Below are 23,636 nucleotides of genomic sequence, written 5' to 3'. Positions count from 1 at the left end.
TGAAGCTTGACGAAATCATAAATTATCAGCTATTTCAAAAAATTCCTGTTCCGAAATGACCTTGATGCCGTGCTGGCGCAGCAGGGCCGCAGCAATGCCCATGCCGGCATTTTTCTGGCCGCTGAAACTGCCGTCATAAATATAATTGGCGCCGCAGGACGGACTGTTTTCTTTCAATACTGCAGTGTGCACTTGATGCTTTTGCGCCAGCTCCAGTGTGCGGTAAGCGCCGTCAATAAAGGCCTGAGTGACATTGCGGCCATCACGGTCAATGACTTGCGCTGTTCCAGCCAAGACATCCTGCGCTGTGCCGCCGGAAATCTCCGCCGGCGCTCTCGGACAGGCCAGACCGCCCAGCATTTCAGGGCAGGCGCAGATGGCCGACTGCTGCTGAATGAGGGATTGAATGAGCTGATGGTGATAGGATTTTCCGTCGTAGCGGACCGGCTGGCCGGCTAAACAGGCGCTGAATAAATACATGGTCAAAGGCCTTTTCGAGACAGCATGTTCAGGTATGGCGCTTAAATGGCGTCAGCAGCTGTTCTGCATCGTCACGGTTCATAGGCGGATAAAAATAGAATCCTTGCCCTTTGCGGCAGTTGCAGGATTTTAAAATTTCCAGCTGTTCTGCGGTTTCAATCCCTTCCACTAAAATATCCAAAGCAATGCTGCATCCTAACTGGCTGATGGCCTTGATGATCGCTAAAGCCGAGCGGTCCTTGTTTATGCGGTCCACAAAGTTCTTATCGATTTTGATGCAGTCAATCGGGTAATCCCTTAACCGGGTCAGAGACGAATGCCCGGTGCCGAAATCATCCAATGAAATTTGCAGGCCGGCTTCTTTCAGCAGGCTCAGCGCGCGGATGGCATAATTGGCGCCGCGTTCGGACAGGCTTTGTTCGGTAATTTCCACTTCAATCAAATGGTGCGGAATATGGTATGCCGCCATGCGGCGCAGCAGTTTTTCCGCATAGTCATCACGCAGGAATTCAACAGGCGCCGCATTGATGGAAATCGGCAGCACCTCGATGCCATCCGCCATCCATTGCTGCACCGTTTGGAAAATTTTGCACTGCATGGCCTCACTGATGCCGGAGGCCAGTTCATAGTCTTGAAAGGCGGCAAAGATATGGGCTGGCGGCTGCAAATGGCCATTGCAGTCACGCCAGCGCAGCAGGGCTTCAAAGCCGATGACCTGGCCGTTTTGCAGCAGCACTTTGGGCTGATAATACGGCTCTACGCTGTCGGATTTTAAAATGCTGCGCGCCAAAGTCAGCTGCTTGGCGGTGATTTCCAGCGCTTCAAGCATGGCATGGGTAAACATGCGGATGCCGCCGCGGCCGTTGGATTTCAAATCATTTAAGGCTATGTCCGCGCATTTTAAAAGGCTGGATGGGGTTTGAGCATCACGCGGGAACATGGAACAGCCGATGCTCATGCCGCTATTAATGAATTGGCCTACATAGCTGATGGGCATCTCCATCTGCATCCATGCGCGCTGAGCGATGTCCAGCAGCTGCTCTTGGCTGTGCAGCTGCGGTACTAAAATGGCAAATTCGTCGCCGCCCAATCGCGCAACGGTAATATGCGGATCAAAACAGTCTTGAAGGCGCTGTCCTAAAGTCCGCAGCAGGTGATCGCCCGCCGCGTGCCCAAGGGTGTCATTGATATGTTTAAAGTAATCCAAATCAATCAGCAGCAGGCCGGCCTGCTGCTGGCGGCTTTGCGCATCCTGCAGGGCTATTTTGAATAATTGATTAAAGGCCCTGCGGTTCAGCAGGCCAGTCAATTCATCCTCTTCGATGACTTGCTTCAATTTGCTTTCGGCCAGAACCTGCAGGCTGATATCGCGGGAGACGCACAGAATATTTTGCGTCATGCCGCGGTCATCCAAAAGCGGGGTCAGAATATTGTCCCAGTACTGCATGCCTTGGCCGGCAGTCAGGCTTTTGCCGGAAAAGCGCGCATTTTTGCCGGCTGCCGCTAAATGCAAAGCTTCTGCGCCTGCGCTGCGGACCTCTTCCGGCAATAGAGCAAGCCAAGGCATGCCGAACTGCTTTTCTTCGACAGAAATGCCCAGCGCCATGCATCCGGAGCGGTTAATATGCGTGATTTTGCCGTCTGGCGTTAAAATTTTGATGCAGTCTGCGCTGGCGTCCAGCATTTTATTCTGCTGCGCAATATGCTGGCTGAGCTGAAGCTGTTTTTCATATTTGTGCTGAATATCGGAGAGGCTGATCAGCCATTGATACAGCGGCTGTCCATTCAAAGGAAAGCTGACCTGCACATTGCACATGCGGTAGCCTAAGCTGCGGTGTTTAATCCGGCAGTCTTTCTGGAAGCTTTGCGCGCCCAGAAGCGCCATGCGCCAGAGCACCAGCAGATGCTCTAAATCTTCTGGATGAATGAATTGCAGCCACTGCTCGTCATGGGCAGGACGCTGCTCCAGTCCCAGAAAATCTTGCATAGCGCTGTTGCAGCAAGATTCGCCTTGCGGCGTTTTGGCCCAGAGTGGTAGACGGAAATGCTCCATGAATGCGGGCAATGAGGTATCGGTAGCCATGGAAAAAATAGGTGAAGGCTGAAATTGGGCTGAAATTTCAGATTCAAAAGGCGCGGCTGCATTAAGTTCATTTTTCAACGATGATTTCATTCCGCCCACCACTTATTAATTACGCTCTAAATTATGACATTAATCACACTTATTTAATGTAAAAATCTATTTTTTGATCAAATTATTTTAACGCTGCATTGCAAATTAAACACATTTGCCGCGCTTTGCAAAGTCGATATAGACTAAGGATAGCTGGATCAATTTTCAGGATTCAGCGGCCTGCAGAGCGAATAATGCGCATTGATTTAAAAAGCTAGTGTTAGAATAGAATCCGACGTGTTTTTTAGCAGCCGTGAAATCAGAAGATGTCAGACAGCAATATTCCGCTACCCGAACGTATTAGACCCCGTGATTTGTCCGAAATTATCGGGCAGGACCATCTCTTGGGAGATCAGGCGCCGCTGCGTCAAATGATTGATCAGGGGCATTTGCCGTCCATTATTTTCTGGGGGCCTCCGGGTGTCGGCAAAACCACCATTGCGCTGCTGCTGGCGCAGGCGGTAGACCGTCCCTTTATCAGCCTGTCAGCGCTGAATACGGGCGTCAAAGAATTGCGGGAAATTATTGCCGATGGCGGCGACTTATTAACGCCAGTGGTCTTTATTGATGAAATTCACCGCTTTAACAAGTCGCAGCAGGATGCGCTGCTGCATGCGGTCGAAAAAGGCAAGATCACCCTGATCGGCGCGACCACGGAAAATCCGTCTTTCGAAGTCAACAGTGCCTTGCTGTCGCGTTGTCAGGTCTATACCCTGAATGCTTTGGAAGCGGAATCTATTCAAACGCTGCTGCAGCATGCGCTGCGCAGTGACCCGTTTTTGCAAGAGCGCCATATTCAGATTGAAGAAAGCGAGGCGCTGATCCAGTTCGCTGCGGGTGATGCGCGCAAAGCCTTGAACCTGCTGGATCTGATTGCCAGCACTTTTGAGCCGGATCAGGAAAATATCATTACTAATGCGGTGGTGGTGAAAGTGGCGCAGCAGAATATTGCCCGCTACGATAAGTCTGGCGAGCAGCATTATGATTTGGTGTCCGCCATGATCAAGTCCATCCGAGGCAGCGACCCGGATGCTTCGCTGTATTGGCTGGCGCGCATGCTGAAAGGTGGTGAAGATCCGGTCTTCATTGCGCGGCGCATGCTGATTTTAGCCTCTGAAGACATTGGCAACTCCAACCCGAATGCCTTGCTGCTGGCAGGGGAATGTTTCCGTTCCGTGCAGGTCATCGGCATGCCGGAAGCGCGGATTATTCTGGGCCAATGCGCTGTGTATTTGGCGACCAGCGCCAAAAGCAACAGCACCTATTTAGCCATCAATCAGGCCATGAGCCTGGCGGAAAAGACGGCGAATCTGCCTGTGCCGCTGCATTTGCGCAATGCGCCGACCAAGCTGATGAAAGAGCAAGGTTATGGTGCAGATTATTTATATCCGCATAATTATCCTGAGCATTTTGTTTTGCAGGAGTATCTGCCGCCAGAGCTGAAAGGCACCAAGCTGTATGAATCGGCCCGCAATAAGCGTGAAGTGGAAGGTGAACGCCTGCAGCATCGCCGCTGGATGCAGGAACAGCAGCAGCAATAAAAAAAGCCCAGCTTGGTCCGCTGGGTGAAAATAGGATGCGCTTTGAAAGATGGATCCTAGAGGGTCAGTAAATCGGCATTGCCGTCTGGCTGGCCATCAGCGCTAAAACGGTGAATACAGCCTGGCATGCAAAGCATTCTATGTGATTGAACAGACATTATGAAAACGATTATTTATATGTAAGTAATCTGTTTTTTAGATGAGTAAAGGCTGAGCCGATGGGTTTTCAGCGATAAAAAAACCGGGCATTGAGCCCGGTTTTTTGCTTTAAAGCTTAGACATGCATCAGATGTCTGAAAGATCGATGCCGATACGTGCAGCAACTTCTTCATACGCTTCAACCACACCGCCTAAACCTTGGCGGAAACGGTCTTTGTCGAGTTTTTTCTTAGTGTCTTTGTCCCATAGACGGCAGCCGTCTGGAGAGAATTCATCACCCAGTACGATACGGTCGTGGAATACGCCGAATTCAAGTTTGAAGTCAACCAGAAGCATGTTGCCTGCAGCAAACAGTTCTTTCAGCACTTCATTCACTTTGTAAGTCAATTCTTTCATTTGAGCCAGCTGTTCAGCAGTTGCCCAGCCTAAAGAAATCGCTTGAGATTCGTTCACCATTGGATCGCCCAGCGCGTCGTCTTTGAAGAACAATTCAAAAGTTGGCGGAACCAGCTCTTTGCCTTCTTCAACACCTAAGCGGCGGCATAATGAACCTGCAGCATAGTTGCGCACTACGCATTCAACAGGAATCATTTTTAATTTTTTCACTAAAACTTCAGTTGGTGAAAGAAGTTTTTCAAAGTGTGTTTCAATGCCGGCAGCTGCCAGTTTTTCCATGATAAAGGCGTTAAAACGGTTGTTCACCTTGCCTTTGCGATCCAGTTGCTCGATTTTTTCGCCATTGAATGCAGAAGCATCATCACGGAAGACTAGGATGAGGTGGTCTGCACTGTCTGTTTCATAAACAGATTTTGCTTTACCGGTATAGAGCAAGGTTTGTTTTAACATGGGGGAACCTTTTTCAAAAAAAAACGCCTAGTACGACTAGGCTGGCCAATTTTGGTAAATTTGAGCTAACAGTTCGGCAGCTTTTTCTTGGTCTGCGAAACTGTTATCGGCATTGAACACAGCTAGGGTATTGCTGGACCCAGCAGATGCAAGTCTTAAGATATAGGTTTGCTGATCGACTTTCACGGTCACTTCGTAACGGTTTTTGCTTTGACCAACGACGGTATGGTTAAGACTGCTGAGGGTAGCAAGTGTGTATTGCCAAATTGTAGCAGAATTTCCATCGATTTTGAGCAAAGGATTTTTATTTCCGTCAGTAACCAGCTCAGGACGGCCGATTGAACCCTCTTCAGCTTGGCTGCTTTCAGGAGCAGAGCGCTGCTGAGATTCATCTGGACGGGGCATCGAAAAGCGGTTGCCTTTCTTGTTTTCCAGTGTCGGCGCGTGCTCAATGGCGAGCTGATCAACAGTTGGAGCAGGATACAGCGGCGTTGCAGGACGAACCATGGAGCCTTCAGGATATTGCAGCGGATTGAGCTCGGTCGTATCTTTGTAGTCCAACGTGCCGTTGTTAAAGGCAAGAGAACTGCATCCGGCTAAACTGAATACTGAAAGCGCAAGGGTTAGTCCTAAACGTAATTGCATAATATTTTTGCTCTTTATTGAATAACGCCCGCATCAGCAAGTGCTTCATGAAGCGGCGCGCGGTATTGTTCTGCTAGCGGTGTTAACGGCAAGCGGATGCCTGCACCAATTAAACCCATGTCATGGAGTGCCCATTTCACAGGAATTGGGTTGGATTCACAAAACAGAATATTGTGTAAATTTGCAACTTTGGCATTCAGCTGCTCAGCGCGCGCTGCATCGCCGTCAAGCGCCGCTGCGCAAACGCCGCTCATTTCTTTAGGCGCAACATTGGCTGTTACTGAAATATTGCCTTTCGCGCCCAAGCCGATTAATTGGTAAGCCGTTGCGTCATCGCCTGAATAGACCGTCATGTCTTTGCCTTTCAGGCCTTCGATCAGCGCTTTGCCGCGCGGCACGTCGCCGGTTGCATCTTTAATGCCGACAATTTGCGGAATATCCGCTAAGCGGATTACGGTTTCGTTGTCCATGTCCACGCCTGTACGGCCAGGCACGTTATACAGGATCATAGGCATATCTGCCGCTTCAGCAATCGCTTTATAGTGCTGGAACAGGCCTTCTTGCGTCGGTTTGTTGTAATAAGGCGTTACCAGCAGCGCTGCATCGGCGCCGAGTTCTTTGGCTTCTTTGGTCAGCTCAATCGCTTCATGCGTCGAGTTTGCGCCTGTACCGGCAATAATCGGAATGCGCTTGTTGGCCACACGGATGATTTCTTTGATCACTTGCGTATGTTCAGCCATGCTTAATGTCGATGCTTCACCAGTGGTGCCGACTGCAACAATGCTGTTTGTGCCTTGGGCGATGTGCCACTCAACCAGCTTCTCTAGACCCTTCCAATCTACGCTTCCATCTTCAAACATGGGGGTGACGATTGCGACAATTGAGCCTTGAATGGTCTGTGCTTGCTGAGTCATTTTGAAAAAAATCCTATTTGTCCATCCGAAGTGCGTTTTAGGGAAACATGAAGTTGGATGGGTTCGTATTTTGATTTATAGCAAAATCAATGCCTTTATATCGCAGTTGAATAATGCTTATGCAAATTATGACTGATCGTAAGCATAAGAACAATATGCTTTAGTCAAAGCCACTAAAAACTTTATACAAAGCCTCTTTAAAACAATCAAGCAGATATTCTGTGAAGTTCACATAAAAGCAGCGTGTTGAAAAGGGCAAGGGAAGCGCTTTCAATTTCAGCAGCTTACAGGGCGGCATGCGCAGGTTTTTTGAGGCGAAAATGATCTTCAAGCCGTGGAAGTGCATGAAATCCGTGCATTTTGCTCAGATTTTAAGAGGAAAAAAGGATGAGGATAGACCTGAAAGCTATGTCTTTTGAATCTTTCGGTGATTAAAATCATCAATAAAAACGACCTTAATAATCTGTTTTAAATATAACGAAAACGAAGGCGATGCAGGGCTTTGATGCATTTTTCCATTGATCTGAAAGATCGCTCATTTATTTTGAGGTTTATTTCCACAATTCTCTTATTGTTTTTATGACTTTATTGGATTCCTTAAAAAATGATAACAATCCATTATTTATGTTGAAAACTGAGTAAATCGTTCAACTTTTTGATAGTTATATTCGACCGCAGGCTCAGACAAGATGGCGTTCTAATTTGAACACTGATTGAACAAGGATTCTCCAATGGAAAAATCAGACAATAAACACGCTATTGTCACGGTAGCCATCTGTTTCCTGATTGCGGTCATTGAAGGCTTGGATATTCAGGCAGCAGGCATTGCAGCTGCAGGTATCCGTGAGTACTTTGGTTTGGACAAATCGCAATTGGGTGTGTTTTTTAGTGCAGGGATTCTGGGCTTGCTGCCTGGCGCACTGGTTGGTGGTCGTATTGCAGACCGGATTGGGCGTAAAACAGTCCTGATTTGGTCTACAGCCGTTTTTGCTTTATTTACGCTGTGCACGGTATGGGTGAACAGCTTCCATTCTTTGCTGGCGGTGCGTTTTTTGGCAGGCGCAGGTTTAGGCGCAGCGATGCCGATTCTGATTACGCTGGCCTCTGAAGCGGTCACACCGCAGAACCGCGGCCGCGCAGTGGGCTTAATGTACTGCGGCATGCCGGTAGGCGCTGCGATTTTATCGCTGGTTGCGACGACTGAGTTCGGCGCCAACTGGAAAAATGTCTTCTATTTAGGCGGCCTGTTGCCGATCATTGTGATTCCGCTGATGATGTGGCTGCTGCCTGAATCGAAAGAATATCTGAAGACCAAAGAGCAGGCGGTGAATGCATCAGCTGCAGCTGCGCCTCAAGGCTCATTCAAAGATTTATTCAATGCTGAAAACCGCATGCGCACCTTCTGCATCTGGGTCAGCTACTTCTTTACGCTGATGGTGGTGTACATCATGCTGAGCTGGCTGCCGTCGCTCTTCACTGAGCTGGGCTTCACCCGTAAAGACGGCGCAACGGCGCAGTTCTATTTCATGGTGAGCGCGACCGTCGGCACTATTGTGCTAGGCATGCTGACAGACCGCTGGAAAAAAGCCTATGTGATTCTTTTGATGTATGGCGGCATCTTGGCAGGGCTATTCGCTTTGAATGGCGCAGGCTCATTAACGCAAATGTACATGGCTTCCGCTTTGGTTGGCGCCTTTGTGATTGGCTGCCAAGGCGTACTGTATGCATTCGGCGGCATTGTGTACCCGACAGAAGTGCGTGGTACCGGAGTTGGCGTGGGTTCAGCGGTTGGCCGTATCGGTGCGATGCTTGGGCCTGCGATTGCCGGCCAGCTTTTGGCGGCAGGTTTTGGCGCAGCTGGGGTCATTTCTGCAGCCATTCCGTGCATCATTATCTCTGCAATTTTCATGCTGCTGCTGGTGCGCCGTGTAGCGTAAGCAAACAGCACAGCAATACTGCAGCTATTTTAAAAGCCCGCATCTGCGGGCTTTTTTCTGCCCACTGTTTTTTCCGGCGGCTGCCGCATTTGCTTTGCAAGAAAGCGAAAAGGCTCATGCGGTCATTCCTTTTTTACGTCAAAGCCTGAATACTGTCGGCGTTTAGGCTATGCTGAAACACAGTCAAAAATGAAGAATAAAATGGAACACGTTTATGCAGAAGAATAGCGCGCTGATTATTGTGGATGTGCAGCATGGATTCACCCCCGGCGGCAATTTAGCGGTGGCGCATGCCGATCAGATTATTCCGGGCATTAACCGGCTGGCGCAGTATTTTGACAATGTGGTGCTGACGCAGGACTGGCATCCGGCCAATCATATTTCTTTTGCAGGTAATCACGCGGGCGGCAAGCCTTTTGACACCATTCAGCTGCCGTACGGTGCGCAAGTGTTGTGGCCCGCGCATTGCGTGCAGGGGACGCATGATGCGGCTTTGCATCAGGATCTGTATGTGCCGCATGCGCAGCTGATCATCCGCAAAGGCTTTCATGCAGACATCGACAGCTATTCGGCTTTTATGGAAGCCGATCATCGAACCTCCACGGGGCTGGCGGGCTATCTGAAAGAACGCGGCATTGATACGGTTTTTGTTGCCGGCATTGCGACAGACTTCTGCGTTGCATGGACCGCCATGGATGCCTGCAAGCTGGGTTTCCGCGCTTTTGTCATTGCCGACGCCTGCAAGGGTATCGACCTGCACGGCTCGCTGCAGCATGCGTGGCAGGAGATGCTGGCGCAGGGCGTGAAGCGCATCTACATCAAAGATATTGTCAAAGTGCATGAAACTGTATAGTTTCGCCGTCGTCCGCATCTGACAGATGCAATAGATCAATGAACGCCGGCTTCTCGCGCAGATGCCTGCGTTCGTGTGCATGCAAGAGAGGGAGCGCATGGCCGCATTTTTAAGCTTCAATCGATGGATACAGAAAACCTTTGCCTTTTGGGTGGTGCTGTTTGCGGGTATCGCTTTATGGATGCCGGAACTGTTCATCTGGCTGAAAGCGTATATTCCATGGGTGCTGGGACTGATCATGTTCGGCATGGGCATGACCATGACGGTGGCGGATTTTAAAGGGGTGCTGCACAGCCCGAAAGCCGTGATGATTGGCGTGGCGGCGCAATTTATGGTGATGCCGGGGCTGGCGTATCTGCTGTGCAAAGCTTTTGCCTTGCCGGCAGAAATTGCGGTGGGGGTGATTCTGGTCGGCTGCTGCCCGGGCGGCACCGCTTCGAATGTCATCACTTATATGGCCAAAGGCAATACGGCATTGTCCGTCGCCTGCACTTCCGTTTCGACCCTTTTGGCGCCCATTTTAACGCCGGCCATTTTTTATCTGCTGGCCAGCCAATGGCTGGAAATTAATGCAGTGTCGATGCTGGTGTCCATTCTGCAGGTGGTGCTCTTTCCGATTCTGCTCGGCGTGATTGCGCGCAGCCTGTTCAAGCGTCAGGTCGAATCTTATATTCAGGTGATGCCGCTGATTTCTGTTGCCGGCATTGTTGTAATTGTGGCCGCCATTATTGCCGGCAGCAAAGCGCAAATTTTAGAGTCTGGCTTGCTGATTCTGGCGGTGGTGATGGTGCATAACGGCTTGGGCTATTTGCTGGGGTTTTGGACCAGCAAACTGTTCAAGCTGCCTTATGCAGACTGTAAAGCCGTGTCCATTGAAGTGGGCATGCAAAATTCAGGCTTGGGGGTGGCGCTGGCCGCTGCGCATTTTGCCGCCTCGCCGGTAACTGCGGTGCCCAGCGCTATTTTCAGCCTGTGGCATAATATTTCCGGCCCTGCGTTGGCCAGTTACTGGTCCAGTCAAACAGACGCGGCGCAGCAGCATGCGGCTGAAGACTCTTCTGCACAGCGTTGAACAGCAGACTTTCAATTTAAATTTAAAAGAGCGCAAGACACTCTTTTTTTATGCGCTGAATGGGGCTGCTTGAATGTGCTGAGGCGCTGGATTGCATGGCAGGCCGCCGCCGGCTGTAACATCACTGTCATAATGTCTGCCTAACATGCCTTTCCGTAAGCTTTATAACAGACTGCTGACAAGCAGCATTGAGAGGGTATGCAAAATTTTCAGCATTCATCGGAGACGTATTTCAACCGGGAACTGTCGCTTTTTGAATTTCACCGCCGTGTGCTTGCGCAGGCGCAGGATCCCAGCTTGCCGCTGCTGGAGCGGCTGAGCTTTTTGATTATTTTTGCCCGGAATTTAGATGAATTTTTTGAAATCCGCATTGCGGGACTAATGAAGCAGCTGGATTTGAATGCGATCACCCGGACCCCGGATGCGCTGCCGGCGGAACTGGTGCTGCAGGAGCTGTCGCAAGCGGTGCATGCTTCGGTGCAAGAGCAGTACCGTATTTTAAATCAGGAGATTTTGCCGGAACTGCGGCGCCACGGCATTCAATTCATTCAATATCAAGATATTGAAGAAAAGCATAAAGCCTGGATCGCCAAATATTTTGCCAAAGAAGTGCAGCCGGTGCTGACGCCGATCAGCCTGGATCCATCGCATCCGTTCCCAAGGCTGGTCAATAAAAGCCTGAATTTCATTGTCAGCCTGGACGGCAAAGATGCCTTTGGCCGTGAAATTTCGATGGCGATCGTGCCTGCGCCGCGTTCATTGCCGCGCCTGATTCAGCTGCCGGAAGAGGTGTCCGGCTGCGCAGACGCGCAGATTTTTTTAACCGCGATGATTCAGCAGCACATCAGTGATGTTTTTCCTGGCATGCAGGCCACGGGCTGCTATGCTTTCCGCGTGACCCGCAATGCCGATTTGATTTTGTCTGAAGATGTAGATGATTTAGCGGTTGCGCTGAAAGATGAATTGTCTTCGCGCCGTTTTGGCCGCGCAGTGCGGCTGGAAATTGAAGATGACTGCCCTGCGGAAATTATTCAATATTTGCTGGATGAATTTGATTTAACCGAGCAGCAGCTGTACCGGATTGAAGGCCCGATTAACCTGTCGCGCTTAAGCACCCGGTTTGACCGGCCGGCGCTGAAGCATCCGCTGTTTACCCCGGTGATCCCGAAAGTTTTGCGCAAGCAGCAGAGCCTGTTTGAACTGCTGAAGCAGCAGGATGTGCTGCTGCATCATCCTTTTGATTCCTTTCAGCCGGTCATCAGCCTGCTGAAAGAAGCGGCCAAAGATCCGAAAGTGCTGGCCATCAAGCAGACCTTGTACCGCAGCGGGCCAGACTCTGAAATTGTGCAGGTGCTGGCGGAAGCGGCGCGCAACGGCAAAGAGGTCACGGCAGTGATTGAGCTGCGCGCGCGTTTTGATGAAGAATCCAATATTACCGTGGCGAATATCCTGCAGGAAGCCGGCGCGGTGGTGGTGTACGGCATTGTCGGCTATAAAACCCATGCCAAAATGATCCTGATTGTGCGCCGTGAAAATGACCAGCTGAGGCGCTATGTGCATTTAGGCACCGGAAATTACCATGCCGGCAATGCGCGCATGTATACCGATTACGGCCTGATGACCACACAGCCGGATATCTGTGAAGATGTGCACCGCATGTTTCAGGAACTCACCGGCATGGGCAAAATGGCAAAATTAAAAGCCTTGCTGCATGCGCCGTTTACCTTGCACAGTGAATTGCTGAAATTGATTGATCAGGAGATTGAATTTGCGCAGGCTGGCAAGGCGGCCCGGATTATCATTAAAGTCAATGCTTTGACAGAACCGCAGCTGATTGCGGCTCTGTACCGCGCCTCTGCTGCAGGGGTTCAGGTGGATTTGATTATCCGCTCGATTTGCTGCCTGATTCCGCAAGTGCCGGGCATGTCGGAAAATATTCATGTACGCTCAATTGTCGGGCGCTTTCTGGAACATACCCGCGTGTATTATTTTGAGCATGGCGGTGAGAAAAAACTCTACTGCGCCAGCGCGGACTGGATGGGGCGCAATTTATTTTCGCGGGTGGAAACCTGTTTCCCGATTTTAGACAGCAGCGTGAAAAAGCGCATCTTTAAAGACGGCCTGATCAATTATCTGCAGGACAATCAAAATGCGTGGGAGCTGCAGGCTGACGGTCATTGGCAGAAAGCGGCCTGCGGTGCGCCAGAGCAGGCGCATAGCGCGCAGCGCCTGCTGATTGAGCAGAAGATGCTGAAAGTTTAAAAAGCTGAAACCATAAAAAAGCCTGACTGCTGTCAGGCTTTTTTATTCTGCAGTTGAGCGCGGGCCTTAAGAGGCTTTGGACTGCTTGGATTTTAAAATTTCGGTACGGAAGCTCTGCGCCAATTCTGCAGCGCCGCTGTCCATGCCGTTGACCATGAAGGCGTGGCGGGTCAGGACATTGGTCGGATTCGGCAGGCTGACCAGCTGGAAGTGCTCTGAGATGCCTTTCAGCAGCTCATTCGGCACATGCACGGCGCTTTCTTTGGCGGACAGCTGCTGCACCAGGCGTTCAGCGGCTTGTACCGCCGACAGCTGCATGGCTTCAACGGCGCTGGACACCGCGCTGCGGGTCTGCAGCACAAAACGCTTTTCTTCGCGGTAGCGCTTGTACAGCACATCAGACAGCAATTGGAATACCGCGCCAATCATGGTGAGGCATTGCAGGGAATTTGGCGTTTCTGCAGAAATGCTGATGCTGGCGCCTTGATCATTAAATTTATGCACTGTGCAGATGTCTGAACTGTTCAGTTTGTAATGCTGTACGCACAGTTCCACGGTTTTATTCAGGAACAGCTGGCACAGATTGAAATACGGCACAGAGACAGTGCTGTTGACCGTGTCGAGCAGCTGCTTGGGATCATAGAATTGAATATTCAGCGCCAAATCATTGCTGTCCACAACCACAGGCTTGCTTTCTTTGGCCTTGGCTTTGGCCTGCGCATTTTGCTGCGCCTGCGCAATTGCAACGGCGGCATTATGCTTTTCCTGTTCCAGCGCCTGAGCCAAAGTCTGAATTTCGTGCTTTAAGCGGGATTCATTGTTAATGCGCGCCAGATATTCGGTGCGGCTTGGTCGCGCAATCGCGCGGTACGCCAGCCACAGCAGGCCGTGAACGAACAGTGATGCCAAAATGGCCAGCCATTGCGTGCGCAGGATTTCACCAATGCTCGGCTTAATCAGGGTGATTTCAACGGTGCCGACTTTCTTTTCATTCTGCAGCGCATCGCGGACAAATACTTCGCCTTCGCGGGTTTTGGTCAAGCCGCCTGTCGCCAAGACCTGATTGTCCGCATTTAAAATGCGGATTGACGCCACGCTGGGATTGGTTGCATAGCGGTCAGCCAGCAGCGCCAAAGAGACGGTATTTGCCGGCTGCATTTCTGAAATGCTGTCCGTGACCAGCTGGCTCGTCATGAGCTGGCCTTGGCTGGCGCGGTTTTCATTCAGCTGGTGAGTTGTTGCCAATACCAGTAAAAAGGTATGAAAAGCAAAACTTATAATCAGTAGGCTAGCAAATAGCCCTTGTCTAGGCGCATTCAACGTAAACTTCCAAGGCAATTCTGTTCATTTTCGATTATGATTCTCACAATAGTTGCAGCTCAGAACCGAGTCAATTCATGCGAGAAATCATTCTTATTTCATTTTTAGGACCTGACCAGCCTAATCAATTCACACGATTAATGCAGGTTCTTTCCACTCATTCTTTACAAATTCTAGATGTTGGGCAAGCCGTCATCCATAACCAGCTGACTTTAGGCATTGTTGTGTCGTCTGATGATCAAACTGCGACAGCATTAGCCATGAAGGAGATACTGATTCTAGCACATGATATCGGCTTAACTGTGCGCTTTAAACCTATCTCTGCAGCAGAATACGACCAATGGGTGAGCGAGGGAGGCCGCACACGCTATATCGTGACTGCATTAGCGCCGGAATTGACAGCTTCGCACTTACAGGCCGTTACAAAAATCGTCTCCAGCCAAGGCTTCAATATTGAAACGGTGACCCGTTTATCGGACCGTCCAGACCTGAACGGCCTGCAAAATGGGCCAAAACGCGCTTGCGTGCAGTTTGGCCTGAAAGGCCAAATGCTGGATGCTGCGGCGATGCGGGCAGCCTGCCTGCGCCTGTCGGCAGAACTCAGCGTGGACGTTGCGGTACAGGAAGACAATGCTTACCGCCGCAACCGCCGTTTGGTCTGCTTTGACATGGATTCCACCCTGATTGAGCAGGAAGTGATTGATGAGCTTGCCAAAGAAGCCGGTGTCGGCGCGCAAGTGGCGGAGATCACCGAGCGCGCCATGCAGGGTGAATTGGACTTCCAGCAAAGCTTCCGCGCGCGCGTGGCGCTGCTCAAAGGCATGGATGCGTCCGTCCTGCCGAAAATTGCTGAACGCCTGACCATTACCGAAGGCGCGGAGCGCCTGATTTCAACGCTGAAATCATTGGGCTACCGCACAGCCATTCTGTCTGGCGGCTTCCAGTATTTTGCCGAATACCTGCAGGAAAAATTAGGGCTGGATGAAGTGCATGCCAACGTCTTGGATGTGCAGGACGGTGTGGTCACAGGCGAAGTGAAAGGGCATATTGTCGATGGCGCGCGCAAGGCGCTGCTGCTGACCAATATCGCCAAAGAAATGGGCATTTCACTGGAGCAGGCGATTGCAGTCGGTGATGGCGCGAATGATTTGCCAATGCTGTCTATTGCCGGCTTAGGCGTTGCATTCCGCGCGAAACCGCTGGTGCGCCAGAACGCCAATCAAGCCATTTCCAGCGTCGGTTTAGACGGCGTGCTGTATCTTCTCGGTGTGCATGATAAAGATTTAAACCGCGCCTAACATGACAGCAGAATGAAAATGCGGCGATTGCGCCGCATTTTTTTTGCCTTGGCTTCGGGCAAATCCAGCCTGCGGTATTTCAGAAAATTGCCGATAAAAACAACAGCTAAGCGAAACTGAAAAAATATTTTTTTAATGCAGAACCGCCGCGTTTTTTTTGTAATGACACGCCAAGCGGGATGGAATCATTGTTCCAGAAAAAGCGCAAAACAAAAAAATGTAATGACAAAATAATATTGCGACAAGGTATGTCGCTGTGCCAAAAGACAAGTCTTTTTTTATGCAAAAAACTCCTCATAATGCATCCATAGAGATTGAGATCAAGAATATTCCATTGATTCATTTAACGGTATTAGTCGGCGGAACCCAGCATCAACTGCATGCAGATTCTGCCGTATGACGGAGGTTTTTATGGTAACAGCGAATTTAGCGACCATCGTCGGCATCGGCCTAATCGCCACTGCGTTGATTGCTGTTTTCTTCTCGCCTTATCGTCGCTGGTTGAGTTTTATGCTGGCTGGGATGCTGGTTTGGGGACTGATTGAAGTCATTCGCTTCGGCACGCAAACGGTGTTTGAACTGCCCATGGCCTTCAGCTATCTGACAGCAGTAACTTCTGCGATTATGGTGTTCACTTTAATTTTGCTGCGCGAAGACCGCCGTGCAGAACGGGCGGTTGCGAGCCGGCGCTATATAGAGCATACCCCTGTGTATGAAGATGATCAGCAGCAGTGCTCGAGCCGTTAAGCTCAAATTTGCTGGATTGAAGAATGCGCCTTGGGGCGCATTTTTTTATGCGCTGCGGATTGATAATTGTTGTACAAAGGCATACGTCTCAAAATAGAAGTTATGGTAGGATGAAGCAGTCATTTTTCCAACAATTACAATAGGCTCAAAGTCATGAAACTATCGTCAATACCTGTCGTAAAGCTGCCGCTGGTCGATGTCAGCACCGATCCGCTGGACTTACTGGTTGCCGGCTTAGCGCTGCGCATGAAACAGCTTGCGCGCACCAGCCCAAAATTTATTGAATTAGTTCATGAGCGCCAGTTCCGCATTCAGATTGGTACGGACTTGGGGGTTGCGCGTCAAATCATTGTAAACAATGGGCAAATTGACACAGTTTCTGGCGATGCTGAAAAAGCGGACTTTATTTTGCAGTTTGCAGACAGCGAGCAGGGCGTCAAAACCTTAATGAAAGGCGATCCGACCGCATTCATGACCGGCATGCAAAATGGCAGCATTAAAATGGAAGGCGACTTCGGCCTGCTGGTTTGGTTCAACCAGGCAGCCAAATTGATTCCGCCAAAATTGCCGAAACCGGTGAAAGAAAAAATTACAATTGCCCGCCGTTTTATTAAAGAAAAAACAGGCAAGTAAGTTTTGCTCCTTGTTTCCCCTCCTTTTTAAAGGAGAGGTTAGGGGAGGATAAAAAAAGCCCTCGGATCTGAGGGCTTTTTTATTGCCTAATGCTTATTCCACTTCTAGATTAAAAGTCACAGGCCCATCATTCACCAAATGCACTTTCATGTCAGCGGCAAAAATGCCGGTTTGCACCTGTTCAAATTGGCTCTTGGCATAGTCTACCAGCTGTTCATACAGGGCTTTGGCCTCTGCGGGCGGCATGGCTGGGCCAAAGTCCGGACGCAGGCCTTTTTGCGTTTGCGCCATCAGCGTGAACTGCGACACCAATAATAGGCCGCCGCCTGCTTGGCTGACATTCCAGCCCATTTTGCCTTGTTCATCATCAAAAAACCGGTATTTCAAGATCTTATCAATCAGCTTTTGGCCTTTTTCAAAATTATCCTCTTTGCCCAGACCTAAAAACACCAAAATGCCATGATTAATTTCTCCGGCGGTTTCGCCATCGACAACAACTTTGGCTTCCAGGACACGCTGTAACAAGGCACGCATATTGCACTCAAACAAGATGATCAAACGCAGGCATTGTAGCAAAAATGAGGCGGCAGAAGAAAATCGGCGCAGATTTTGTAGCAATAAAATATTGATTTTACATTGATAAAATGCGGATCCATGGAGATGCGCAACGGCTATGATCAGCGATGCGGACTGTGCTATTCACTGCAGCGCTGACAGTGCGCCGGCAGCAGAGCATTGCAGTTCAATGCGCTCCGGTTGAGGCCGCGGAGTTTGACTGCCGCCTGTGCCGTGGACTCAAAAAGCATGCTGCAGGTTGGGAACTATGGTCTAGAATTCGGCCAGCTAGACGTAAAACGGACAATATCGTGTTAGAAAATATGCTTTAATGCTGGAAGCACAGCGAAATTCACATAGATATGGCTCCAATCGTTCAATCCTTGCTTGATACTGATTTATATAAATTCACCATGCTTCAGGTGGTTTTACATAAATTTCCGCAAACCCACAGTGTTTATCATTTCCGCTGCCGGAATTTAGAGGACACAGTGTATCCGCTGACGGATATTTTGGGCGATCTGAATGAGCAGCTGGATTACCTGTGCCAATTGAAATTCACCGAAGATGAATTGCTGTATTTGCGCAGCCTGCGCTTTATTAAAAGCGATTTTGTTGACTATCTGGAATTATTCCAGCTGAAGCGCCGCTTTATCAAGGCGGGCATCGACAGCGAAGGCCGTTTGGACATTTGGGTGGAAGGCCCGATGGTGCAGGCCATGATGTTTGAAATTTTTGTTTTGGCCATCGTCAATGAATTGTATTTCAGCCGCATCCGCAATGAGGGTGTTTTGGCTGAGGGCGAGCAGCGTTTAAGGCATAAAGTGGAACTGATCCGCAGCTATCAAAAACAGCAGAATCCGAATGATCCGCCCTTTTTGGTGTCTGATTTCGGCACGCGCCGCCGCTACAGCTATACCTGGCAAAAGCATGTGATCGAAACGCTGCACCGCGCCGTGCCGGAAGTGTTCCGCGGCACCAGCAATGTGCTGATTGCGAAAGAGCTGGGCATTTTCCCGATCGGCACCATGGCGCATGAATTCCTGCAGGCTTTTCAGGCGCTGGATGTGCGTTTGCGCGACTTCCAAAAAGCGGCGCTGGAAACCTGGGTGCAGGAATACCGCGGCGACTTGGGCATTGCCTTGACCGATGTGGTGGGGATGGATGCTTTCCTGCGCGATTTTGACCTGTATTTTGCCAAACTCTTTGACGGCTTGCGCCATGACAGCGGTGACCCTTATGTGTGGGGCGACAAAGCTTATGCGCATTATAAAAAGCTGAAAATTGATACCCGTTCCAAAATGCTGACTTTCAGTGACGGCTTGAATTTAGAAAAAGCCTGGGATTTGCATAATTACTTCAAGGACCGTTTCCAAGTCAGCTTTGGCATTGGTACCAATTTAACCAATGACATGGGGCAAACGCCGCTGAACATTGTGCTGAAACTGGTGGAATGCAATGGCCAGTCGGTGGCGAAAATCTCTGACAGCCCGGGCAAGACCATGACCGATAACGACACCTTCTTGGCCTATTTGCGTCAGGTGTTTGATATTCAGGAAGAACAGGCTTAAACGCCTGAACGCAAAAAAAGCTGAACGGAGGTTCGGCTTTTTTTAGCTCTGCTGGATATCTGATTTTTTGCTGAAGGAATGCAAAATTTCAGCATAGGGCCCAAATGCAGTTGTGCTAAGATCAAGGGCAAATAGATGGATAAATCACCGAATAGCGATGACTGAAGCTGCTTTGAATTTAGGGCTATTGATAGAAGCCGAAGACTTGGTGCCTTATTTAGGCCATGACAAACTGAGAATCATCGATTTATGCCGCAGTTCGGTCTATGAACAGCTGCATATCCCGCATGCCGTGCATTTGAAGCCGGGGCTGCTGGTGCGTCAGGAAGAGCAGGCGACAGGCCTGCTGCCGGATCAGGACGGTCTGCAGCAGCTGATCCGCCATTTGAATATCAGTCCGGATCATCATGTGGTTGTGTATGATGACGAAGGCGGCGCGTGGGCTGGACGCTTGATTTGGAATCTGCATTGCCTTGGTTTTAGCAAGGCCAGCTTATTGAATGGCGGCATTCATGCTTGGCTGGGCGCGGGCTTGCCGACGTCTTCTGAGGTCGAGCCGGTCATCGCTGTGGAAGATTTGCTGCAGGTCAATTTAGACGGTCAGGATCAATACCGGATCCGCTATGATCAGCTTTTGCAGAAAGTCAGCGCGCATGCGCTGCAGGTGTGGGATTGCCGTACAGAAGATGAATATACCGGCTTGCGTTTAGCGGCTAGACGCGGCGGTCACATTCCCGGCGCGCTGCATTTTGAATGGAGTACTGCCCTAAACCGTGAAAATCATTTAAAATTGCATCCCTTGGAACACACGCAGCAGCGCTTAGAACAGCTGGGATTCAATTTGAATGAACCCGTAGCGGTTTACTGCCAGTCACACCACCGCTCAGGTTTGGCCTATATTGTCGGCCGGTTGCTGGGCTGGAAGATTCAGGCTTATGATGGTGCGTGGAGTGAATGGGGCAATCGCCTCGATAGTCCTGTCATAACCGGAGAGTTGCCGTCTTGAGCATCACATCACGATTAAAAAAACAAATTTTCATTCAGGCTCAGCGCGTTGTGCCGCAGCATAGGCTGTCGCGCGTGGTCGGCAAAGTGGCGGCCAGTGAAAACCCGCTGCTGAAAAATGCCGTGATCAGCGTATTTAAAGCGCAGTACGGCATTGATATGTCGATTGCAGAGCAAAGCAATGCATTGAAATTTAAATCGTTCAATGAATTTTTTACCCGCTCGCTGAAAGACGGCGTGCGCGATATTGATGCCGATGCATCCAGTATTGTTTCCCCTGCTGATGGCGCAATCTCGCAGCTGGGCAAAATTGAAGCCGGCGATATTTTCCAAGCCAAAGGCCAGAGCTTTTCGGTGGAAAAATTGATTGCTGACCCGCAGCTGGCAGAACCGTTTAAAAATGGCCAGTTCGCGACGGTTTATTTATCGCCGAAAGACTATCACCGTGTGCATATGCCGTTTGCCGGCACCTTGACGGAAACGTTGTATGTGCCAGGTGAATTATTCTCTGTGAACCAAACGACAGCAGAAAACATCCCTGGTCTGTTTGCGCGCAATGAACGCATGGTGTGCCTGTTTGATACTGAGCTGGGCCGCATGGCGGTGGTTTTGGTCGGCGCCATGATTGTGGCCGGCATTGAAACAGTCGCAACCGGCAAAGTGAAGCCGACCGGCCGTTTAGAGCTGAATCAGCACAATCTGCGTTTGGAAAAGGGCGCAGAATTGGGCCGTTTCTACTTGGGTTCAACGGCTGTGGTACTGTTTGAAGAAAATAAAATGCAGTGGGATGCCGAATTTAAAGCCAACTCTGCGGTCGTGATGGGCAAAGCTTTAGGGCATACGCTTTAATCAAGTTTCTCATATTATGAAATTCCTTCGCCCTCTCCTTATCGGAGAGGGCACTTCAATAAAAAAAAGCGCCTCAATGAGGCGCTTTTTTTTATCTTTCATCTCAGCGTTTCACGACAATCGAGTCGATGCCGCTGTGCTGCAGGGTTTGCTGGGCAATCACTGCAGACTCTTGCGAATCATAGGGGCCAGACACCACGCGGTACCAGACTTTTCCATTTTCTGTGGTTTGCACCACATCGGCGGATAAGCCATTCAGGATAATTTCCGCACGGCGCGCATCGGCCTGATCCGGATCATCATAGCTGCGCACTTGCAGGATATAGCTGGCGCTTTTTGCCGGCGCGCTTTCCTGCAGGCCAGGCTCAGCGGCAGTGTCCGCCGGCTCATCTTTTGGCGCTTCCACAATCACGACTGTCCCTTCATTTTTGCTTTCCGGGATGGCCTGTTCTGGAATCGGCGTCACCTGCTGCTGCGGCAGCAGGTCATAAAAACGGTAGTCTTTATTGGTTTCTTCCGGCGCATGTTCAGATGTGATCTGATTTTTAGGCTGTACAGGTTCCCAAGGCTTCCAGAGCATAAGCGCTACTATAAAACTTAGGATGATCAAAATAATCGCCAATGTTCCCAGCCAGGCAGGGATTAAAGGCTTTTTCGGCTTATTCGGCCGTTCAGATACACCGCGCTGCGTTTTTCCAAACACGTGGGAACCTCTTATTCTAATAAATGCCGTGAAAGGCACGGTTTTTCAGTTCAATCGTCAGCATTGCCATGCTTTGCAATGCAAATCCTTGGATCTGCACAGCAAAGGCATGCGTCATTTCTAATCCGTATCAGAAACTGGCTTACATCGCTTCCGGCGCAGATACGCCCAGCAGTTCCAAGCCATTGCGGATGACTTGCTGTACGTTCACAGACAGCAGCAAACGCGCTTGCGTCAATTCAGCATCGTCACCCAGCACTTTGTGCTCATTGTACCAGCCGTGGAATAGCGCAGCTAATTCTTTCAAGTAGTTGCCCACTTGGTGCGGTTCATAGCTGTTGGCTGCACGGGTGACAATTTCAGGGTAGGCCGCCAGTTTGGACAGAATTTCAGATTCCGCTTCCAGTTCCAGCTTCGCTGTATAAGGCGCTGCTGCAGCACGATCAAATTGCACGTCAGTTGCAGCGGCTTTTTCCAGCATACGGCAAATACGCGCATGTGCATATTGAATATAGTACACTGCATTGTCTTTGCTTTGCGATACAGCCAAATCCAAGTCAAAATCAATGTGCTGTTCAGACTTGCGCATCACATAATAGAAACGCGCAGCATCGTTGCCGACTTCTTTACGCAGGTCGCGCAGCGTCACGAACTGGCCGGAACGCGATGACATTTGCACCATTTCGCCGCCGCGCCATAAGCTGACGAACTGCACCAGCAGCACGGTTAATTTTTTCGAATCATAGCCCAGCGCATCAATGGCTGCTTTCACGCGCGCGATGTAGCCGTGGTGGTCCGAGCCCCAGATGTCAATGATATCGGTATAGCCGCGCTGCAGCTTGTTCAGGTGGTAGGCAATGTCAGAGGCGAAATAAGTGGTTTGGCCATTGCGGCGTTTCACCACGCGGTCTTTTTCATCGCCGAATTCAGTGGATTTGAACCAGATGTTGCCGTCTTTTTCGTACAGGAAGCCGCGTTGATCCAAGGTCTGAAGCGCTTCATCAATTTTTTCAGTCAGGGTCGCTTCGCTGAACCATTGGTTGAAAGTTACGCCAAATTCGCCCAGATCATCTTTAATGTCATCCAGAATGGCTTTCAGCGCCGCTTGATGGAACACGCGGTAGCCCTCAGTCAGATGGTTTTGCGAATTGTGGATTAGACCGTCGATATGCTTTTCTTTATCGCCGGACAGCACCACTTTGTTGCCTTCCGCATCTGGTTCAGCAGCATACTGCACATCTTCCGGCACATCTTTGTAGATGTCTGCAACAGGGCGCACATAAGCGTCGCCGTCTTGGTCAATAATGCTCTGCGCGATTTCTTTGACGTAGCCGCCTTGGTAGGCATTTTTCGGGAAGACCAATTCCTGGCCTGTCAATTCCAGATAGCGCAGGTAAGTTGACGTCGCCAAAATATCCATTTGACGGCCTGCATCGTTGACATAGTATTCACGGTCAACTTTAGCGCCCGTCGCTTCCAGCAGGTTGGCAACGGTCATGCCGTATGCTGCGCCGCGGCCATGGCCGACATGCAGGCTAGATGTTGGGTTGGCGGAAACGAATTCGACCTGAATGCGCTTGCCTGCATTGGCTTGGGTGCGGCCGAACTGATCTTTTTGCGCTTGAATTTGTTCCAGCACCGCAAAACGCTGATTGGCGTTCAAGAAAAAGTTGATAAAGCCAGGACCGGCAATTTCTGCTTTGCTGATGTCTGCAACTTCCGGCAGGCTCGCCAGAATTTTTTCCGCTAAATCACGCGGTTTCATACCGGCAGCTTTAGACCCCATCATGGCAATGTTTGACGCAAAGTCGCCGTGGCTTCGGTCTTTGGTACGCGTCAAGATGCTGGTATTGTTCCAGTCAGATGGGAGTACACCTTCAGCTTGAAGGGATTGCACTGCATGGTCGAGCGCTGCTTGTATTGCCGTATTCATAATCAGTCGAAAAATAAATGTCGCAGAAAAACAGCAAATATAGCAAATTTCGAGCTCTTTAGGTGAACCCATTTGCTGTGAATAAATAATATTCGATGAAAAAGATTCGATTCTTCCTGCTGAATAAAAAACCGAGGCTT

Annotated in this window: 20 protein-coding genes; 11 read left to right on the top strand and 9 right to left on the bottom strand. The window is 50.0% G+C overall.

Annotated elements, in window-relative coordinates; all coding sequences use genetic code 11:
* Window positions 1–15: 15 nt before the first annotated feature.
* Both ACE3T3_RS10985 and ACE3T3_RS10980 read right to left on the bottom strand, forming a co-directional pair.
* Window positions 16–480 (bottom strand): DUF523 domain-containing protein, encoded by a 465-nt coding sequence (locus tag ACE3T3_RS10985; protein ID WP_374666847.1) that lies wholly within the window; start codon window positions 478–480, stop codon window positions 16–18.
* Window positions 481–508: 28 nt separating this feature from the next.
* Complete coding sequence (locus ACE3T3_RS10980) at window positions 509–2,653, bottom strand: putative bifunctional diguanylate cyclase/phosphodiesterase (RefSeq protein WP_374666845.1); 2,145 nt, start codon at window positions 2,651–2,653, stop codon at window positions 509–511.
* A 266-nt stretch (window positions 2,654–2,919) separates the two neighbouring features.
* Here ACE3T3_RS10980 and ACE3T3_RS10975 point away from each other — a divergent pair, with 266 nt between their 5' ends.
* On the top strand, window positions 2,920–4,194 hold the full coding sequence (locus ACE3T3_RS10975; protein WP_374666843.1) for a replication-associated recombination protein A: 1,275 nt from the start codon (window positions 2,920–2,922) through the stop codon (window positions 4,192–4,194).
* Between the two features lie 285 nt (window positions 4,195–4,479).
* Here ACE3T3_RS10975 and purC read toward each other — a convergent pair whose 3' ends face one another.
* From purC to dapA, 3 genes are read right to left on the bottom strand one after another with little or no spacing between them, the layout of a single operon-like run.
* Window positions 4,480–5,199 (bottom strand): phosphoribosylaminoimidazolesuccinocarboxamide synthase, encoded by a 720-nt coding sequence (gene purC, locus ACE3T3_RS10970; RefSeq protein ID WP_374666841.1) that lies wholly within the window; start codon window positions 5,197–5,199, stop codon window positions 4,480–4,482.
* Between the two features lie 36 nt (window positions 5,200–5,235).
* Complete coding sequence (locus ACE3T3_RS10965; protein WP_374666839.1) at window positions 5,236–5,844, bottom strand: lipoprotein-34 precursor (NlpB); 609 nt, start codon at window positions 5,842–5,844, stop codon at window positions 5,236–5,238.
* 14 nt (window positions 5,845–5,858) lie between these two features.
* Entirely contained in the window at window positions 5,859–6,758 is a 900-nt protein-coding gene (gene dapA, locus ACE3T3_RS10960; RefSeq protein ID WP_374666837.1) for a 4-hydroxy-tetrahydrodipicolinate synthase, read from the bottom strand.
* A gap of 731 nt (window positions 6,759–7,489) precedes the next feature.
* On the opposite strand from dapA, the gene mhpT reads away from it, so the two are divergent.
* The 4 genes from mhpT (at window position 7,490) to ppk1 (ending at window position 12,882) form a co-directional block, all read left to right on the top strand.
* Window positions 7,490–8,695 carry a 3-(3-hydroxy-phenyl)propionate transporter MhpT gene (gene mhpT / locus ACE3T3_RS10955; RefSeq protein WP_374666834.1) on the top strand — a complete coding sequence of 402 codons (1,206 nt, stop codon included), beginning with the start codon at window positions 7,490–7,492 and terminating at the stop codon, window positions 8,693–8,695.
* Between the two features lie 214 nt (window positions 8,696–8,909).
* Window positions 8,910–9,548 (top strand): bifunctional nicotinamidase/pyrazinamidase, encoded by a 639-nt coding sequence (gene pncA / locus ACE3T3_RS10950; protein WP_374666831.1) that lies wholly within the window; start codon window positions 8,910–8,912, stop codon window positions 9,546–9,548.
* Between the two features lie 97 nt (window positions 9,549–9,645).
* Window positions 9,646–10,620 carry a bile acid:sodium symporter family protein gene (locus ACE3T3_RS10945; RefSeq protein WP_374666829.1) on the top strand — a complete coding sequence of 325 codons (975 nt, stop codon included), beginning with the start codon at window positions 9,646–9,648 and terminating at the stop codon, window positions 10,618–10,620.
* Window positions 10,621–10,818: 198 nt separating this feature from the next.
* Window positions 10,819–12,882 carry a polyphosphate kinase 1 gene (gene ppk1, locus ACE3T3_RS10940; RefSeq protein ID WP_374666827.1) on the top strand — a complete coding sequence of 688 codons (2,064 nt, stop codon included), beginning with the start codon at window positions 10,819–10,821 and terminating at the stop codon, window positions 12,880–12,882.
* Window positions 12,883–12,948: 66 nt separating this feature from the next.
* Here the strand turns inward: ppk1 and ACE3T3_RS10935 are convergent, their stop codons facing one another.
* Window positions 12,949–14,202 (bottom strand): hypothetical protein, encoded by a 1,254-nt coding sequence (locus ACE3T3_RS10935; protein WP_374666908.1) that lies wholly within the window; start codon window positions 14,200–14,202, stop codon window positions 12,949–12,951.
* Between the two features lie 77 nt (window positions 14,203–14,279).
* On the opposite strand from ACE3T3_RS10935, the gene serB reads away from it, so the two are divergent.
* The 3 genes from serB to ACE3T3_RS10920 all read left to right on the top strand — a co-directional run bounded on the left by serB (window position 14,280) and on the right by ACE3T3_RS10920 (window position 16,880).
* On the top strand, window positions 14,280–15,500 hold the full coding sequence (gene serB / locus ACE3T3_RS10930) for a phosphoserine phosphatase SerB (protein WP_374666825.1): 1,221 nt from the start codon (window positions 14,280–14,282) through the stop codon (window positions 15,498–15,500).
* 411 nt (window positions 15,501–15,911) lie between these two features.
* The gene (gene aciT, locus ACE3T3_RS10925) at window positions 15,912–16,247 is read left to right on the top strand and encodes a ciprofloxacin tolerance protein AciT (protein ID WP_374666823.1); all 336 of its coding nucleotides are present in this window, start codon (window positions 15,912–15,914) and stop codon (window positions 16,245–16,247) included.
* Between the two features lie 153 nt (window positions 16,248–16,400).
* The gene (locus tag ACE3T3_RS10920; RefSeq protein WP_374666821.1) at window positions 16,401–16,880 is read left to right on the top strand and encodes an SCP-2 sterol transfer family protein; all 480 of its coding nucleotides are present in this window, start codon (window positions 16,401–16,403) and stop codon (window positions 16,878–16,880) included.
* Between the two features lie 93 nt (window positions 16,881–16,973).
* Here the strand turns inward: ACE3T3_RS10920 and dtd are convergent, their stop codons facing one another.
* Window positions 16,974–17,414 (bottom strand): D-aminoacyl-tRNA deacylase, encoded by a 441-nt coding sequence (gene dtd, locus ACE3T3_RS10915; RefSeq protein ID WP_374666819.1) that lies wholly within the window; start codon window positions 17,412–17,414, stop codon window positions 16,974–16,976.
* A gap of 383 nt (window positions 17,415–17,797) precedes the next feature.
* Between dtd and pncB the strand changes: the two genes are divergently transcribed.
* The 3 genes from pncB to asd all read left to right on the top strand — a co-directional run bounded on the left by pncB (window position 17,798) and on the right by asd (window position 20,860).
* Window positions 17,798–19,006, top strand: a complete 1,209-nt coding sequence (gene pncB / locus ACE3T3_RS10910; protein ID WP_374666817.1) for a nicotinate phosphoribosyltransferase — start codon at window positions 17,798–17,800, stop codon at window positions 19,004–19,006.
* Between the two features lie 157 nt (window positions 19,007–19,163).
* Window positions 19,164–20,012 (top strand): sulfurtransferase, encoded by an 849-nt coding sequence (locus ACE3T3_RS10905; RefSeq protein WP_374666815.1) that lies wholly within the window; start codon window positions 19,164–19,166, stop codon window positions 20,010–20,012.
* Window positions 20,009–20,860, top strand: a complete 852-nt coding sequence (gene asd, locus ACE3T3_RS10900; protein WP_374666813.1) for an archaetidylserine decarboxylase — start codon at window positions 20,009–20,011, stop codon at window positions 20,858–20,860. Before ACE3T3_RS10905 ends, asd begins: the two co-directional genes overlap by 4 nt.
* Before the next feature lie 103 nt (window positions 20,861–20,963).
* Here the strand turns inward: asd and ACE3T3_RS10895 are convergent, their stop codons facing one another.
* Both ACE3T3_RS10895 and argS read right to left on the bottom strand, forming a co-directional pair.
* Window positions 20,964–21,563: an SPOR domain-containing protein gene (locus tag ACE3T3_RS10895; RefSeq protein ID WP_374666811.1), complete on the bottom strand. Its 600-nt coding sequence runs from the start codon at window positions 21,561–21,563 to the stop codon at window positions 20,964–20,966.
* Between the two features lie 142 nt (window positions 21,564–21,705).
* On the bottom strand, window positions 21,706–23,496 hold the full coding sequence (gene argS / locus ACE3T3_RS10890) for an arginine--tRNA ligase (protein WP_374666809.1): 1,791 nt from the start codon (window positions 23,494–23,496) through the stop codon (window positions 21,706–21,708).
* Between the last annotated feature and the right edge of the window lie 140 nt (window positions 23,497–23,636).

The sequence above is a fragment of the Acinetobacter sp. genome (assembly GCF_041919735.1).
Taxonomy (GTDB): domain Bacteria; phylum Pseudomonadota; class Gammaproteobacteria; order Pseudomonadales; family Moraxellaceae; genus Acinetobacter.
Note: the sequence above shows the minus strand (reverse complement) of the source record. Positions and strands in the feature narration are given on the sequence as shown.